Annotated in this window: 14 protein-coding genes; 6 read left to right on the top strand and 8 right to left on the bottom strand. The window is 69.3% G+C overall.

Annotation, left to right across the window (positions count from 1 at the left end; genetic code table 11):
* Positions 1–65: 65 nt before the first annotated feature.
* A complete protein-coding gene (locus F8M74_RS10235) occupies positions 66–1256 on the top strand; it encodes a fatty acid desaturase (protein ID WP_141253043.1) in 1191 nt (396 codons plus the stop codon).
* Positions 1257–1275: 19 nt separating this feature from the next.
* Here the strand turns inward: F8M74_RS10235 and F8M74_RS10230 are convergent, their stop codons facing one another.
* On the bottom strand, positions 1276–1956 hold the full coding sequence (locus F8M74_RS10230; RefSeq protein WP_141253042.1) for a phosphoribosyltransferase: 681 nt from the start codon (positions 1954–1956) through the stop codon (positions 1276–1278).
* 273 nt (positions 1957–2229) lie between these two features.
* On the opposite strand from F8M74_RS10230, the gene F8M74_RS10225 reads away from it, so the two are divergent.
* Positions 2230–3417 carry an SRPBCC family protein gene (locus tag F8M74_RS10225; protein ID WP_228559672.1) on the top strand — a complete coding sequence of 396 codons (1188 nt, stop codon included), beginning with the start codon at positions 2230–2232 and terminating at the stop codon, positions 3415–3417.
* A gap of 91 nt (positions 3418–3508) precedes the next feature.
* On the opposite strand, the gene F8M74_RS10220 is transcribed toward F8M74_RS10225, so the two are convergent.
* Positions 3509–4930: a hypothetical protein gene (locus F8M74_RS10220; RefSeq protein ID WP_141253041.1), complete on the bottom strand. Its 1422-nt coding sequence runs from the start codon at positions 4928–4930 to the stop codon at positions 3509–3511.
* A gap of 305 nt (positions 4931–5235) precedes the next feature.
* Between F8M74_RS10220 and F8M74_RS10210 the strand changes: the two genes are divergently transcribed.
* From F8M74_RS10210 to F8M74_RS10195, 4 genes are all read left to right on the top strand, one after another.
* Entirely contained in the window at positions 5236–6126 is an 891-nt protein-coding gene (locus F8M74_RS10210) for a LysR family transcriptional regulator (RefSeq protein WP_141253040.1), read from the top strand.
* A gap of 401 nt (positions 6127–6527) precedes the next feature.
* Positions 6528–7718: a sensor histidine kinase gene (locus tag F8M74_RS10205; RefSeq protein WP_141253039.1), complete on the top strand. Its 1191-nt coding sequence runs from the start codon at positions 6528–6530 to the stop codon at positions 7716–7718.
* On the top strand, positions 7693–8406 hold the full coding sequence (locus tag F8M74_RS10200; protein WP_141253038.1) for a response regulator: 714 nt from the start codon (positions 7693–7695) through the stop codon (positions 8404–8406). The genes F8M74_RS10205 and F8M74_RS10200 overlap by 26 nt, the downstream gene beginning before the upstream one ends.
* Complete coding sequence (locus F8M74_RS10195; protein ID WP_141253037.1) at positions 8403–9509, top strand: sensor histidine kinase; 1107 nt, start codon at positions 8403–8405, stop codon at positions 9507–9509. Before F8M74_RS10200 ends, F8M74_RS10195 begins: the two co-directional genes overlap by 4 nt.
* Before the next feature lie 26 nt (positions 9510–9535).
* Here F8M74_RS10195 and F8M74_RS10190 read toward each other — a convergent pair whose 3' ends face one another.
* The 6 genes from F8M74_RS10190 to F8M74_RS10165 form a co-directional block, all read right to left on the bottom strand.
* Positions 9536–11449, bottom strand: a complete 1914-nt coding sequence (locus F8M74_RS10190) for a M56 family metallopeptidase (protein ID WP_216619804.1) — start codon at positions 11447–11449, stop codon at positions 9536–9538.
* Complete coding sequence (locus tag F8M74_RS10185) at positions 11449–11844, bottom strand: BlaI/MecI/CopY family transcriptional regulator (RefSeq protein WP_140863658.1); 396 nt, start codon at positions 11842–11844, stop codon at positions 11449–11451. Before F8M74_RS10185 ends, F8M74_RS10190 begins: the two co-directional genes overlap by 1 nt.
* 79 nt (positions 11845–11923) lie before the next feature.
* The gene (locus F8M74_RS10180; RefSeq protein WP_141253090.1) at positions 11924–13057 is read right to left on the bottom strand and encodes a hypothetical protein; all 1134 of its coding nucleotides are present in this window, start codon (positions 13055–13057) and stop codon (positions 11924–11926) included.
* Positions 13058–13140: 83 nt separating this feature from the next.
* Complete coding sequence (locus F8M74_RS10175; RefSeq protein ID WP_141253035.1) at positions 13141–14556, bottom strand: sigma-54 dependent transcriptional regulator; 1416 nt, start codon at positions 14554–14556, stop codon at positions 13141–13143.
* Positions 14557–14582: 26 nt separating this feature from the next.
* On the bottom strand, positions 14583–15080 hold the full coding sequence (locus tag F8M74_RS10170) for an OsmC family protein (protein WP_141253034.1): 498 nt from the start codon (positions 15078–15080) through the stop codon (positions 14583–14585).
* 117 nt (positions 15081–15197) lie between these two features.
* Positions 15198–16590 (bottom strand): DASS family sodium-coupled anion symporter (locus F8M74_RS10165; RefSeq protein ID WP_141607757.1); only part of this gene is annotated, 1393 nt, incomplete at its 5' end.

The following is a 16590-nucleotide window of genomic DNA, read 5'->3' as shown; positions in this document are numbered from 1 at the left end:
TCAGGGACTGGAACTCGATTGGTGGCCGCCACCCTGGATGCCCTCACCGAGATGCCGATCCCATCATGACCCTGGCAGTCCCCCTGCTCGTCGACGAAGTGCCGCGGACGTCCCTTCCCACCTCCCACCCCCACGTACTCGCCGAGCCGGAAGCCTTCGCCCAGGACCTTCAGGCGCTCAAGCAGGAGCTGGAGTCTTCACTCGGCGAGGCGGACCTGGCGCACGCGCGGAAGATTGAACGCTGGGGCCGGGCCTGTTCCGCGCTGGGCTACGCGACGGCGTGGCTGATGCCCAATCTCGTGTCGGCGCTGCTCATCGCGCAAGGCAACACGGCGCGCTGGACGATGATGGCCCATCACGTCACGCACCGGGGCTACGACAAGGTGCCGGGCGTGCCGGCGCACTACACGGGCAAGCGCTTCGCCACCGGGTGGCGCCGCTTCCTGGACTGGCCGGACTGGATTCATCCCCAGGCGTGGCGGCATGAGCACAACGTGCTGCACCACGGACACACGGGTGAGACGGCGGACCCGGATCTGGTGGAGATGAACACGGAGTGGCTGCGCCAATCGCGCATGCCCATGCTGGCCAAGTACGCGCTGGTCGCGTTCTTCGCCTGCACGTGGAAGGTGACGTACTACGCGCCCAACACGTTCCTGGAGTGGCGGCGCTTCGAACGCAAGCGCGCGGGAGGACCGGACGAATCCGGCACGCTGCCCCTCATCACCGCCTTCAACCCGTTCACCGTCGAAGGCCGTGCCTTCTGGTGGACGTGCCTGCTGCCCTACGCGGGCCTGCGCTTCGTGCTGCTGCCCGCGCTCTTCGCGCCACTGGGCGCGTGGGCCGTCCTCAGCGTCTTCGCCAACAGCGTCTTCGCGGAAGTGCTCACCAACATCCAGAGCTTCGTGCTGATCGCGCCCAACCACGCGGGGGATGACCTCTACCGCTTCGAGGGCCGGGCGCGCAGCGGCGCGGAGTTCTCCGTGCGGCAGGTGGTGGGCTCGGCGAACTACGCCACCGGCAACGACGTGGTGGACTTCCTCCACGGCTGGCTGAACTACCAGATCGAGCACCATCTCTGGCCCAGCCTGCCCATGACGCGCTACCGGCAGGCGCAGCCCAAGGTGAAGGCGCTGTGCGAGAAGCACGGCGTGCCCTACACGCAGGAGAGCGTCTTCCGCCGCGTGAAGCGGTTGGTGGACATCATGGTGGGGCGGACGTCCATGCGCACATGGAGGCCGGCTCCGCGCGGCTGAGGTCCGCGAGGCGCCAGGCTCAGGCGGAGGGCTGTGTTTCGCTGGCAGCCCATTCCCGGGTTGCCTCGGCGAGCAGGGCGCGCACCTCGTCGTCCTCCGTCTGCGCGAAGTCGCGGTACCAGAGGCCCACGGAATAGAAGGGCTCGGGCATGCGGACGCAGACGACCTCGTCCGCCACCTGGGCCAGGCTTTCGCAGGACTCGGCTGCGGCCACGGGCACGGCCACGATGATGGCCGCGGGCTCCAGGAGCCGCAGCGCCGCCACGGCCGCCCGCATCGTCGTTCCAGTGGCCAGCCCATCATCCACCAGGAGGACGGTGCGCCCACGCACGTCGGGGAGCGGCCGGCCTTCCCGGTAGCTCTCTTCACGCCGCTGGAGCTCCACGGCCTCGCGGCGGGCCGCGGCTTCAATCTGTTCGCGGCCGATGTTCAGCTCGTCCACGACCTCGCGGTTGAGCACCCGCACGCCCCCGGAGGCGATGGCGCCCATGGCCAGCTCCTCATGGCCGGGCGCGCCCAGCTTGCGGACCAGGAAGACATCGAGCGGCACTCCGAGCTTCCGCGCGACTTCGGCGCCCACGGGCACGCCGCCCCGTGGCAGCGCCAGCACCAGGGTGCCGGGTTGCCGCGCGTGGCGCCGCAGGTGGTCCGCGAGCACGCGGCCTCCCTCATAGCGGTCCTGGAATTCGGGCTCTCGCATGCCGCCACTCCTCGCCGCTCCCTGGAATGGAACGGGCGCTCGTCAGGAGAAAGCTGGCCACGCCGGTGGCCTCATGGAACGGGACGGGCGTTCGCGCTGGCACCTCCTCGTTGCCCGGTCAACGTGAGGACCTCCGGGCCCCGGGCCGCCCGGTTGGTGGTCAGGCATCCCCTGTGGACGCGAGCGAGGCAGCCCCTTCCCGTCTGCTGCACCGCGCCATCGCCGCCTTCACGTTCCGTGGAGCGAAGGACACGAGCCAGAAGGAGGCGGACGATGAAAGCTGCCCTATGGGGAATCGGTGGCGCTGGGCTGGGCCTGGGGCTGATGTACTGGACGGATCCACGCAGTGGCCGCTGGCGCAGGTCCCATCTGCAGGGGAAGGCCGTCCACGCGGCGCATGAGGCGGGAGGCGCGGTAGGCGTCGTCGCCCGGGACCTTTCGCAGCGCTCGCGCGGCGTCTTTTTCGAATCGATGCGCAAGCTGCACCGGGCACCGGTGGAGGACCTTGTCCTGGAGGAACGGGTGCGCTCGGCCCTGGGCCGGGTGTGCTCGCATCCCGGGGCGATTCGCGTGATGGCTCGGGATGGCCTGGTTCGGTTGGAAGGCCCCATCCTTCGCGAGGAACTCCGGCGCGTGCTGCCCCGCATCGGCAAGGTGCAGGGGGTGCATGGGCTGGACAACCAGCTTGTTCCGTATGCGGAGGGCTCAGCGCACTCGGCGCTGCAAGGAGGCAGCATGCGCTCGGGTGAGTCGAGGCCCTTCTTCCAGGAGCACTGGTCGCCGTCCGAACGGCTCTTCGGGGCGCTGGGCGGCATGACGCTGACGGCCTGGGGGCTGGGGCGCCGGGGCCTGATGGGAACCCTGGCGGCCCTGGGCGGCATGATGCTGGGCACGCGGGCCTTCACGAACCTGGGGCTGCGGCGGCTCACGGGGATGGGGGCAGGACGGCGGGCCATCACCCTTCACAAGGACATCAACGTGAACGCGCCGGTAGAGGAGGTGTTCGCCTTCTGGCGGGAGATGCAGAACTTCCCCCGGTTCATGACACACGTGGATGAAGTGATTCCGGGCGTCGAGGGCCGCTCGCACTGGAAGGTGCGCGGGCCCGCGGGGCTGCACTTCGAATGGGACGCCGTCGTCACGAAGTTCGTGCCCAACAAGGTGCTGGCCTGGAAGAGCGTGGAGGGCACGGCGGTGGAGAACCTGGGCGTCATCCACTTCGAGTCCACGCCGCGCGGCGGCACTCGGGTGGACATCCGGTTGTCCTACAACCCGCCGGCCGGGGCCATTGGCCATGCCTTCGCGAGGCTGCTGGGCGCGGACCCGAAGAAGCAGATGGATGACGACCTGCTGCGCTTCAAGTCGCTGCTGGAGCGGGGAAGGGCCACCGGCCGTGAGACGGTGACGCGCGAGCAGGTCGCGCCCCGGCGGATGGAGTCCCGGGGCCCCCTCACTCACTAGGCGGTGCCGGCCCCGGCGCTTCAATTCCGCCGCCCTCTCCAAAGCGCAAGCGCTGAAGCAGCGCTTGCGCCCCTCGCCGCGCCGCGGTGGCCTACTTCGACGGCGTCGGGATGGCGAAGTCGAGCAGGTGCGCGGGCACTGCCGTGGCGGTTGCCACGTTCCAACTGTCCGGCCGGTTGGCCAGGTCACCCGTGGGCAGCACGCCGTTGCCCAGCACACCCGTCTTGTTCCGGCCCCAGGAGTAGATGGTCCCATCCGTGGCCGTGGCGTAGCCGTAGAACGACTGCGCGGTGTTGTGCAGGGCCCTGAAGGTGACGCCCGGGGCAATCCGCACGGGGTCGAAGACCATCATCTGATACTGCGACCAGTCCCAACGGTAGGGCGTGTGGTAGGTGGCGAAGTCCAGCATCACCCCGTTGCCGACTTCGCCCATCGCGCTGTCGCCCCAGCCCCACAGCGAGCCGTCGTCCAGGATGGCGTGGGTGGCGTGGCCGTTCGCGGACACGTGGGTGACCTTGCGTGAGCCGAACGCCGGGAAGGACAGCTTCACGGGCGTGGCCACCGGGTACCAGCCGCCCGCGGGATTGCCCAGGCCCAGATAGGTGCCCTGGATGCCCCAGCCCCACAGGTCGCCATGCTCGTCCAGCGCCACCACCCAGCGACTGCCGCCCGCGGCGACTTCCGTCACCTTGACGGGGATGTTCACCGGATTCGGCCGCGCATAGTCGTTGTGCCTGCCCGTGCCCAATGTCTCCCCCGCGGCGGTGCCACCACCCCAGGCCCACACCGTTCCCGCGTCATCCGTCGCGAAGAGGGTGTTGTCGTTGGTGGTGAATGAGGTGATTCGCACGCCTGGGGGCAGGGGGACGCGTGTGGGGCGGGTGATGTTGCGCGCGCTGGTGTTGCCATCGCCGGCAATGCCCAGCGTGTTGCCAATCGCCGTGCCGCTCATGCCCCAGACCCAGACGGAGCCGTCTGCCTTCAAGGCCATGTTGAAGAGCATCGCGCTGCGCACCGCGACGACATTGTCGAACACCGCTCCCGTGGCGTCGGTGAGGATGAGGTAGGGCTGGCCGTTGTTCGGAGTCGTGCTCGTGTTGGGGTAGTCGTTCGTGGTGCCATCCCCGCGTTGGCCGTAGAGATTCTGGCCGAACGTCCACACGCGCCCCTGGGTGTCGAGCGCCAGACTCTGGAACCCACCGCCCGCGACGTCCTTGAATCGCAGGTGCTCCGGAAGTGAGATTCGAATGGGGGGCACGTGGTTGCCGGGAATGGAATGCCCCACGCCGAGCTGTCCAGCGCGGTTGGAGCCGATACCCAGCACCTGCCCATCCACCAGATAGAACGCCTGGTACTCGGCGGTCGCGATGCGAGTCAGTCCGGCGAGACCGTCTTCCGCCTTTGTGGACTCCGCGTCATTCGGTGGCGCCTCCCTTTCCAAGTCGTTCGACGACCCGGAGCATCCGAGGAGGACCAAGGCGAGCGAGACGAACACCGCGCGAGGAAAGGGCATGTGGCAATTGTTACTCGATGGCCGTGGTAGGCCGGAACCACGCCATACGACGACTTCGTGCACCTCACTCCCTGGGTCCGGTTGAGGCGCTTCACCGCCCTTCGGCTTGCGCGCCTCGCAAGGTCATGACCGCGCTGGCGATGCTGGCGACCCGCTTTCCGTCGTCTTGGGGCATGGCGATTCCAGTGGGCGCGCTCCAGGCGCGCGACGTGCGCCGACTGGACCACCCGGCGTGCTCTGGCACAATGCGGAGCGTCTCGTGACTCCCTTCGGACGCGCCGGAGGCAGCGTGCGCAGGAGGCGCGATGCGGCTCGACCTCGCGGATCTTCGCTTGTTCCTCTGCATCGTGGATGCGGGGAGCATCACGCAAGGTGCCCAACGCGCGAACCTGACGCTGGCATCCGCGAGCGAGCGTCTGCGAAGCATCGAGGATGCGGTGGGCGTCAAGCTGCTCGAGAGGCGGCCTCGGGGCGTGGTCACGACCGAGGCGGGTGACGCACTCGTGCACCACGCTCGGTTGATCCTGCATCAACAGGAGTTGTTGAAGGATGAGTTGAATGCGTTTGTTTCAGGCCGGCGCGGCACCATTCGCCTCTATGCCAACACCGCGGCGCTGACCGAGTACCTGCCCGAGAAGCTGGCGCCATGGCTTGCCAGGCACCCGAGGCTGAACATCGACCTGAGAGAGCGAACCAGCGCGGATATCGTCAAGGCGGTCGAGGCAGGCTTGGCGGAGGCCGGACTGATTTCGGACGCCGTGGAGACGGGCACGCTTCAAGTCCGCCCGGTGGAGCCCGACCCGCTGGTGCTCATCATCCCCGCCGGGCACCCGCTGGCTGCATCCAAGAGCCTCGCGCTCCGTGATGTGTATCGGGAGCCCTTCATCGGCCTGTCGGCCGAGAGCGCCTTGCAGGAGCACATTGACGGGCACGCACGTCGCGCGGGATTCGACGTGTCCTTCCGCGTCCGGATGAAGGGCTTCCGGGGGCTGTGCGAGATGGTGTCTCACGGCGTGGGACTGGGCATCGTCCCGGAGCGCGTTGCCAATCGGCATCAGCGGGAGGGCGCCTATCGGAAGGTGCCCCTTTCGGAGACCTGGGCCCAGCGCCGACTCTGTGTCTGTTTCCAGGACTGGGACGGCCTGTCATCTCCTGTTCGTGAGTTGCTGGAGTACCTGCTCGGTGGGGGAGAATGACGGCACCCCCGTGTCATGGGGGAGCAGGCGCGATACCAGAACGGAGTGCAGTCTGGGGGCTGTGGGGATTCGCCGTGAACCCATGTTCGCGTGCAAACCTTGCGCCTGCTGAATCCGGAGGAGGGATGCGCGCACTTCCTGCACGCCTCCTTGGGCTACCCTCCGTGCACATGCACTGGCCTGGGGCTTGCTGAAGAGTTCTCGCCGGGCCGGAGTGGCCGGGCTCCAGGAGCCTACATGACCATTCGTGGTGCGCCACAGGCGGTCCCTGTCATGTCCCCGGCGGAGTCCTTGGACTCGCGGGCCGTGGCCCCTGGGCGGCGTGCCGAGCCAGCGCGAAGCGGGGGAGGAAGTTCCTGCGCTCATGCGTTCAGCGCGGATAGGCTCTTACCCCAGGACTCATGGCGGAAACCTTGTTCGAGGAATTGAAGCGGTACGTGGGGTTCAGCTCGGCGGACGAGCAGGCTCTCGTGACCTTGCACGCCACCGCGAAGCCCCACTTCGCGCGCTTCGCTCGCGTCTTCTACGACCGCATCCTGGAGCATGAAGGGGCTCGGCAGGCGCTCGAAGGGGGCGAGAGCCAGGTGGGCCACCTGCGCGGCACCCTGCAGGTGTGGATGGACCAGCTCCTCCGCGGCCCCTGGGACGAGGCCTACTACGCGCTGCGCTGCCGCATTGGCCGCATGCACGTGCGCATCGCCCTGCCGCAGCACTACATGTTCGGCGCGATGAACATCCTGCGGCAGGAGTTCAACAGCCACATCGACGCCACCTACCTGGAGGAGCCCGCGGCGCTCCGCGCGGCCCGCTCCGCGGTGGGGAAGATTCTCGACCTGGAGCTGGCCATCATGCTCCACACGTACCGGGAAGATCTGCTGGCGCAGCAGGCGCGCAGCGAGCGGCTGTCCACCTTTGGCCAATTGGTGGGTTCCATCGGCCACGAGCTGCGCAATCCGCTGGGCGTCATCGAGACGTCGCTCTACATCCTCCGGGGGCGCCCGGGGGCCGTGGACGAGCGCACGACGAAGCACCTGGACCGCATTGGCGACCAGGTGGGCATCGCCAACCGCATCGTCTCCGACCTGCTGGACATGATTCGGGACCGGCCCCTGCACCGGCAGGAGGTCTGGTTGGACGAGGTCTGGCAGGAAGCGCTCAAGGCCGTGCAGCGGCCCGACACTGTCGCCGTGAGCGCGGAGGGACTGACCTCATTGCCCGCGGTTCAGGGAGACGCGGGGCAGCTACGCCAGGTGTTCGTGAACCTGCTCGACAACGCCGTCCAGGCTCTGGAGGAGACGGGCGGGACGGTGTCACTGTCCGCCGCCACGCGCGAGCCGGGGATGGTGGAACTGGTGCTGGAGGATTCCGGGCCGGGCGTCAGCGACGTCATCCGCCGCCGCCTCTTCGAGCCGCTGATTACGACGAAGGCGCGCGGCATCGGGCTCGGGCTCCCGCTGGTCAAGCGCATCGTGGAGCGGCATGGGGGGAGCATCGCGTATGTCCCCCGTCCCGAAGCGGGAGCGCGCTTCGTGATTCGGCTTTCCCTCGTCGCTTCGGAGGAGACGCATGCGCCAGTACCTCCTGCTGGATGACAACCTGGCGTTCGCGGAGAACCTCGCGGAGATTCTGCGCGACGGCGGGGACGCGGCCACTGTCGTCACGAGCGGTGACGAGGCCGTGCGGCTGGCGCGCACCACGCGCTTCGACGTCCTGCTGACCGACATGCGCATGCCCGGCATGAGCGGCGCGGATGCCGTGCACCACCTCCGCCGCGTGGACCCGGGCCTGGCCGCGGTGGTCATCACCGCGCACCCACGCCAGGATGACTTGGAGACGGCCCGGCGCGAAGGTCTGCTCGCGGTGCTGCCCAAGCCCGTGCCCATCCCCACGTTGGTGGAGCTGCTGTCCGGTGCTCGCCGGGATGGGCTGGTGGTGCTGGTGGAGGACGACCCGGCGCTGAGCGACAACATCGCCGAGCTGCTGCGCGGGCGCGGCTTCTCCTGTGTGACGGCGGCCTCGGTGCTGGACGCGGACCGAATCCTCTGCGCGCAGCCCTTCGCCGCGCTGGTGGACCTGCGCGTTCCCGGTGGGCCGGATGGTGAGGCCCTGCGACGGCTGCGCGCGCGCTTTCCTCACCTGCCCACGTTCGTCATGACCGCCTATCCCGACGCGGCCCCGCTTGACGGGACCACGGGCGTCTTCTCCAAACCCTTCGACCCAGGCGCGCTGATGGAGGTGCTGGAAACGGCGCACGCGGCGCGCCCCACCCACGCCTCATGAGCGAGCCCACCCCTCCGTCCCTTCCGTCCGTCCTGGTGGTGGATGACAACGCGGCCTTCCTGGACAACTTGGAGGAGTTGCTCGGGGATGCGGGCTACGCCGTCCGCGGCGCGTCCAGTTGCAAGGCGGCGCGCGAGCGGGTCCGGGAGGGCTTCGACGTGGCGCTGGTGGATTTGCGCCTGCCAGACGGAGATGGGACGGCGCTGGCCGCCGAGCTGAAGGCCGCGTCGCCGGACTCGGAGGTGGTGTTGCTCACGGGCTTCGCCACGTTGGAGACGGCGGTGGCCGCGGTGCGGGCGGGCGCGTGTGCGTACCTGATGAAGCCTTGCGCGCCGCAGGAGCTGCTGCTGACGCTGGAGCAGGCGATGCGGCAGGTTCGCCTGCACGCGGAGAAGCGCGAGCTGGCACGGCGCGCCCAGATGACGGAGAAGCTGGCGGCGGTGGGGACGATGACGGCGGGCCTGTCCCACGAAATCCGCAACCCGCTGAACGCGGCGGCGCTCCAGCTCTCCGTCCTCGAGCGGCGTCTACGGCGTCTTCCGGATGGGCAGCAGGCGCCCTTGCTGGAGCCGCTGCTGTTGGTGCGCGATGAGATTCGCCGCCTGGACCACATCCTGGAGGACTTCCTCCAGTTCGCGCGGCCTCGCGAGTTCCGTCCCGCCTCCGTGGATGTGAACGAGCTGCTGCGGCGGGTGGTGGACCTGCTGAGCGGACAGGCCGCGTCCCGCAAGGTGTCGCTGGAAGTCTCGCCACGCGAGGCGCCGGTGCCGTCGGTGGCGGGCGAGGAGGAGCGGCTGCGTCAGGTGCTCATCAACCTGTGCCTCAACGCGCTGGAGGCCACGCCAGCGGGAGGCACCGTGACGTTGTCCGCGGGGCACGAGGGCGGGCGCGTGTGGCTCACCGTGGACGACAGCGGCCCGGGTGTTCCCCAGGAGGTCCGGGACCGCATCTTCGAGCCCTTCTTCACCACGAAGGCTCAGGGCTCGGGGCTGGGGCTGTCCATCGTCCATGCCATCGTCACGCAGCATGGCGGTTCGCTGGAGGTGGACACGGCGCCCGGTGGGGGCGCTCGTTTCATCCTCCGGATGCCGCTGGCGGGGTAGGGCCCGTCAGCGGAAGGCGGGATGCGCTACCGCTGCGCCGTCGGGCTGTGGAACTCGAAGGCGTCGCAGTCGTCGCACGTCCCTGGGGTCGCGGCGCCCACCACATCGGAGAGGTCGAGGCCCGCGAACTGCCGGGACTCGTTCGTTCCGCCGCCCGGCTCATTCGTGAACCAGATGTCGAAGACGTAGCGCACGGCCACGGGCTTCCCGTTGAGCGTGGCGGGCTCGTAGCGCCATGTGGAGAGCGTGCGAATGACGCCTTCCTCCAGGCCCCGCAGGCCCTGGATGGGCTGGCAATCGGTGACGGAGCCCTGCGCGGTGATGATGCAGCGGGCCACCACCGCGCCCTTGGGGAAGCCTCCGAAGTGGGACTGAATCCCGTAGACGATATTGGGAAGGTGGATGCGCTCGCCCGAGAGGAACCGGGGCGGGGTGATTCCGGGCCGGAGCGTCTTGACGGGAGCCGACGCTTTCATGGCCTTGTAGACGGCGTCGAACGCGGAGGCTCGCGAGGGCGCCGGCGCGGAGACGACCACCCGGGGCAGCTCGGTGGCGTGCTCGTCGGCGTGCGCGGAGGCCGCCTCGGCCAGGGCGGCTTCGGGCGACTCCTGGGAGGTGTCCTCGAGCAGGACGGGCGCGGCGGGCTCACCGTCGAGCGAGTAGGGCACGCGCGACAGCTCCGTGCGGGCAATCGTCCCCGTGTCCGGGATGAGGAGGGGGGCGGGCCGCGTGGGACGGGGCTTCGCCGCGGGTGCTCGCGCTGGCTTCGCCGCCGCCTTCGGGCGCTCGAGGGGCGCGGGGGCCTGCCGGGCCTGGGCGGAGAAGGCCGCCGGGGCCACGAGCAGATGGTGCATGGGCGTGGTGCTGGACAGTCGCTGCACCGTGCCGGAGGTGGCCTCCACGTGGAGGGGCGGCGCGCTCACCGGCTCCGTGGCGTGGGCCGTCTCCGGCAGCTGCGACGACCCCAGGGCCACGGCGAGCACGGCGCTGCCCAGTCCGCTGGCGAGCCGCCAGGACCTGCGCGGCGTCATGTCCTCGGACGCGGACAGCAGCCGGCGCACGCGCATCAGCAGCGAGCCATCGCTGACGCCCAGGGCGGGGTGGGGTGATGGGGCCAGGCGCAGCTCCTCGATGTGGGCCAGGGCGCGGGCGTAGAGCAGCGCATCCCCGCAGCACTGGACGGCCAGGTCATCCGCGCAGTGCTCACGCTCCTCGCGGATGCGGTGAGACAGCCACCAGACGGCCGGGTGGTAGAACAGGAGGGTCTCCACGAAGGACTGGAGGAGGTTGACCACGTAGTCGTGGCGCCGGATGTGGCCCAACTCGTGGGCGAGGATGGCCTCCAACTGCGCGGCGGACAGCCCGGTGATGGCACCCGCTGGCACCAGGATGAGGGGGCGCCACAGGCCAATGACCATGGGCACGTCGACGCGGGCGGAGGCCAGCAGGCGCACGGGCCGGGACAGGCGGACGTGGCGCAACGCACGGGTCAGCGCCTCTCGCCAGGGGGCCGAGGGGGCTTGCGTCTCCTGCCGGGCCATCCGGTGGGTGATGATCCATGCGGCCACGGTCCGGGCCGACAGGAGGAGCACACCGCAGCACCATGCCGGCAGCAGCCAGGGCCGGAGCACCTCCGTCCAGTGCGGATCCGCCAGGAACGCGGTCTCCGTCGTGACTACGGTCAGCATGCTGGACTGGGTCAGGGACTCGAAGGCGCCGAACGTCACGGCGCGCGAGGCCTCCGCCAGCGCGGTCAGGAACGTCACCACGGGCAACACGGCCATGGCCACCATCCCCAGACACGCGGTGGCGTAACGCGTCCGCGCGGCGCGCTGCGGCGTCAGGGACAGGATACCCGCGACAGCCAGGGCCACCACCGCGCCCTGCCACAGGAAGCCGAGCAGGGCCTGTTCCAGGGCGTGGAGATAACGCGCGTCCATCACTTCCCCCGCTTTTCGTGTGCGTCGAGCAGCCTGCGAATCTCCGCCAGCTCCTCGGCGGACGCGCGCTTCATGGACAACGCTTGGGCCACGACCGACGTGGCGGACCCCCCGAAGGCCCGGTCCATCAAGTCGCGCAGGAGGTCGCGCTGGGTGCGCGTCTCGCTGATGGCGGCTTCATAGACATGGGTCCGCTCGCTCTCGTCACGCTGGACGATGCCTTTCTCCGTCATGTTCTGGAGGAGCTTGAGGACCGTGGTGTAGCCGGTGTCCTTGTCCTGGGTGCCCCGGAGCAGCTCGTGCACCTGCCGGACGGTGCTGGGGCCCTGCTTCCAGAGCACGCGGAGGATGGCCAGCTCGGCACGCGTCGGCTGCGGGAGGGCGTGGGTGGTCATCTCGCGGAGTATTACGACGGCCGTCGTAAGAGTCAACGACGCCCGTCGTAGATGTCCGTCCCTGGAGGCATTGCCCTTGCTATGGGGCGGGGGACAGGGCTTTGAGCTCGCGGAGCGGGTCGAGGGTGGTCAGCGAGGATGCCAGGATTTGGAGTGCGAAGGGGCCCCTGAGGGCGCTCGTGGGAATCAGCCGCGCCGCCAGGGGACGCTCGTCCCCTACACCCAGCCCTGTATCGTCATCCGTCACCGTGAACCCTTGCTCCCAGATGGACGCCAGCAGTTGCGTGGGGCAGTGGCCCGCCGCGCTGGCTGTCTTGAGTTCCAGGTACGCCTGCTGGTGCGTGCCTTTCGCATAGGGTTCCAGGTAACGGCCGCGAAGGGCGGCTTCCACCAGGCCAATACAGCGGCCAATCGCCGGCTCACACGCGCGTGCCTTCTCGCTGACCTCCACGGGAGAAGCGATGCTCGAAAAGGCAGAGGCGGACCACAGCACGGCCTTGAAGCGCCTCTGTTGTTCGAGGCTCATGGGCCGCCAGTCAGGCGGGGGATTCTCCAAGGTGGCGTGGATCCTGTGTTCGACGGTGAGCAATGAGAGGGCGACCATGCCGCCCAACAGCGTGTCCGTGCGGTAGGCCAGCCACGCGAGCTGCCTCACGTCGCGCACGGCTTCCAGCGGCGTCCCCTGTTCAATCGCATGCCGGAGCCGCAACTTCGACCAGAGCACCAGGCGCGAGAACTCCGGAAAGGACGCGGACATCAAGTCGAAAGGCTTGCCCGGTGCGATGGACGCACGGGGAATGGCATTCCAGTGGTCGAACGCATGCATCTGGCGCATCCAGCCGAAGTCCAGGCTGGAGAGGTCCAGGTCCGCCGTTATCCAGTCCTCCATGCTCTCGGCCTTCTGGAGCAACAGAAGGTGTGCCGGGAGTCGAAGGGGTGACTCTTCCAGACCGGGCGGGCCGGAAGCCACGCGGAGCCAATCGTTGAGCAGCGGGCCCGCATCGCCCGAGCCCCGCGGTTCGTGGAACCACGGCTCCGCGCCCACCAGCGCCTGTTGTTCGCAGAAGAACTCCACCTGCGCCGTGACGTCGGCCCGGAACTGCCCGATGGCGGGGCCATATTGGCGGTGAGACCAGACGTGGAAGGCCGCGAGGGCCAACATGGCGAGCAGCAGGATTCCGCTCGCACCCCAGACCAGGACCCGCAGCAGCACGTTGCCCCGGTGAACCGAGGCTCGCCTCGAACGCCATCTCATCCAGGGCACGGTAGCAGTGCCCCAGCCCACCCATCAAACCGCTACGACTCCGCGGCCAGGTCATCCGCCTCGTCGGCCACGACCTTCAGCGGCGCGCCATCCGGCGAGCTGTACTCCTTGAGCCGGTACTGAATCTTCCGCACGCTGATGCCCAGCACCTCGGCGGCCCGGGACGTGGAGCCCTGCACCATCTCCAGCGTGCGCAGGATGGCCTCACGCTCAATGGCTGCCAGCGTGGCTCCCGGGATGAGCGCGCCCGTGGACGTCCCATGCGGCCGGGGGCCGCGCAGCACGGGCGGCAGGTCATCGGTGGTCAGCTCCTGTCCCTGCGCCAGCACCACCGCGCGCTCGATGGCGTTCTCCAACTCGCGGATGTTGCCCGGCCAGTCATGGGACAGCAGCGCCTGGAGCGTCCCGGGCGCCAGTCCTCGCACCTGCTTGCCGTATGAATCGCTGTACTTCTCCAGGAAGTGGTTCACCAGCGCGGGGACGTCGCTCTTGCGGTCCCTCAGCGGCGGTAGCGTCACGCTCACCACGTTGAGCCGGTAGTAGAGGTCCTCGCGGAACCGCCCCGCCTTCACCTCGGCCACCAGGTCCCGGTGCGTGGCCGCGACGATGCGCACGTCCACCTTCAGCGTCTGGGTGCCACCCACGCGCTCGAACTCACGCTGCTGGAGGACGCGCAGCAGCTTCACCTGCACGGCGGGAGAGATTTCGCCAATCTCGTCCAGGAACAGCGTGCCGCCGTCCGCCAGCTCGAAGCGGCCTTCCTTCCGGGCCAGCGCTCCCGTGAATGAGCCCTTCTCGTGGCCGAACAGCTCGCTCTCCAGCAGGTTCTCGGACAGGGCCGCGCAGTGCACACGGATGAAGGGCTTGTCCTTGCGTGGCGACTCCTGGTGCAGGGCCTGGGCAATCAACTCCTTGCCCGTGCCCGATTCGCCCAGGATGAGCACCGTGGCGCGCGTGCCCGCCGCCCTCCGGATGACGTCGTAGATGCCCTGGAGCTGGGGCGATTCGCCGATGATGTCGTGGAAGCGGCGGACGCGCGAGCGCACCTGATCCCGCAGCGCCTCGGCCTCCTGGCGCAGGCTGCGCTTCTCCAGCACCTTGCCCAGGGTGACGAGCACCTGGTCCGCGTCCAACGGCTTGAGCAGGAAGTTGTCCGCGCCGGACTTCATGGCCTCCACGGCCGTCTCCACGCTGGCGAACGCCGTCATCATCACGAAGGTGGCGTCGCTGCCCTGCTCGCGGGCCGTCTTCAGCAGCGTGAGGCCGTCCATCTGCGGCATGCGCACGTCGGTGAGCACCACCGCGGGGGAGAACTCGCCGATGCGAGCCAGGGCCTCGGCGCCGTTGGCGGCCTCGGCCACTTCGTAGCCTTCCTCATTCAGGATGGTGGCAATTGCCCGGCGGGCATTGTCCTCATCGTCGACGACCAGGATGCGCTGTGGGGACATGGAGGGGTGGAGCCTTTGCTGTCAGGTCAGGATGCGGGGGCAATCGCGGCGGGTACGCTTCGACCACTGCTACGAGCGTGCCACGTCTCGACCACCGGTTCGATGCGCGGAGTGATGTTGACGACGGAGCTGGGGAAGCATTGAGCGGGGAGCTCGGTGAAGATGAGCCGGACGGCCTCCGCGTCGGCCTCGGTGGCCACGGCCACGTGTGGGCGCACGATGAGGTCCGTGAGGTGCGGCGGCTGGTCCGCGCCACACACCACGCGGGCCACCGCGGAGCTTTGGTAGAAGAGCACGCGCACGTCCGCTTCCCGCGCCTGCTCCAGGAACGCCAGCAGGGTGCGTCCCTCCACCGCGCCCACGAGCAGGGCCTCCGGGGACCATGGGCCCACGGCCACGGTGTCCTGCCCGGTCAGCGGCTGGCCAATGGGCACGGGCGGCGCACGGTCGCTCGTCAGCACGGCGCCGCGCTCCCCCTGCCAGTAGAGGCGCGTTTCATACTCAGTGATGGTCACGTTCGTCACGGGCTCACCTCCGCCGAAGCCTGAGCAAGCAGTGCCCCTTCAACGCGCATGCCGCGCGACTGCTTCTTCCGGGACGCCGCGTTCGTACCGTGGTGCCGCGCAGGCGGGGAGAGAAACTCATGGCAACCCAAAGAGGCGCAGCACGGCAGGTCCCGAGAGGCTAACCAGCAGACAGCCGCCCAACATCAGGGGAACCCCCAACTTCATCAGCTCGGAGGAGGCCAGCCCTTCGCCCACCGTCATCGCATTGGGCGGGGTGCTGATGACGAAGGGCATGCCCAGCGAGCATCCCAGGGCCACGAGAATGGGCGTCGAAGCGGCGGGATGCAGCTGTGTGGCCAGGGGGATGAGGAGCGCCGCGGTCCCGGTGTTGCTCATCAGCGCGGACAGCACCGCCGCGACGGCCACCAATACCCCCAGTTGCACCGTCACCGGCCAGCCCGCGAGGTCCGCGCCGGCAAGTGCGCGAGCGATGAGCCCGGAGTGTTCCAGCAGCCGGCCCAGGGCGATGCCGCCGGCGATGAGCAGCAGCGTGGCCCAGTCCAACCGTCCCAGGTCCTCGCGCTTCAGCAGGCCGCTGCCGAAGAGCAGCGCGGTGGCGGCCAGCGCCACCACGGGCGCGGGCACACCGTGGAGCGGCTCCGACAGCCAGGCAACCACGCACGCCGCGCTCACCCAGAGCACGCGGCGTCCCGAGCGCGCCAGGGACACGGGTGCTTCGGTGGGCAGCGTCAGCCTGCCGCCCACGCGGAAGCGCAGCAGCACCAGACCGAATCCCGCCAGCAGCAGGAGCAGCGTGAGCGGCAGGGCGAAGGACATCCACTTCGCGAAGGTGACTTGCGCATGCTCGGACGCGGCGGATACGGCGAGCGCATTGGGACCGCTGCCCACGGGCGTGGCGATGCCGCCGACGTTGGCGCCCAGGGCCACGCCCAGCAGCAGCGCGGGCCGCAGCGGCGCGCCCGCGGGCATGGCCTGGAGCAGGGGACGCAGCGCGGCCAGCATCATCGCCGCCGCGGCCACGTTGGACATCCACATGGAGAGGAAGGCGACGCCCGCCATCACCAGCAACACCAGCCGCCGCGGCCGTCCACCCGACAGCCGCATCACGTGCCGCGCCACCGAGGCATCCAGTCCGTGCCGCATGGCGGCCACTTCCAGCGTGAAGCCACCCAGGAACAGGACGAGCACCGGGTCCGCGCACCACGCGAGCACCGACGGCAGCTGATAGGCACGGTCCAGCGGCCCCAGGAGGACGGGCGTGGCGCCCAGCAGCAACAGCGTGGGCACGAACGAGGGCACCACCTCCGTCAGCCAGAGCACCAGACAGGCACCGCCGATGAGCACCGTGCGCGTGGCCACCGGTCCCTCGACGCCGAGGAGCGCCACCAGCGCCACCCCCGTGAGCCCGGCCAGCGCGAACGCATGCCGGGGCGCGGAGACGCCGGGTGGAGTCGCGGAGAGGGGGGCCTCGGTGGAGGCCGCTCCGGCCAGGGGAGTGGGGGACATG

The organism is Myxococcus sp. CA023 (assembly GCF_010998615.1).
Taxonomy (GTDB): domain Bacteria; phylum Myxococcota; class Myxococcia; order Myxococcales; family Myxococcaceae; genus Myxococcus.
This window is presented reverse-complemented; position numbering and strand designations above follow the sequence as displayed.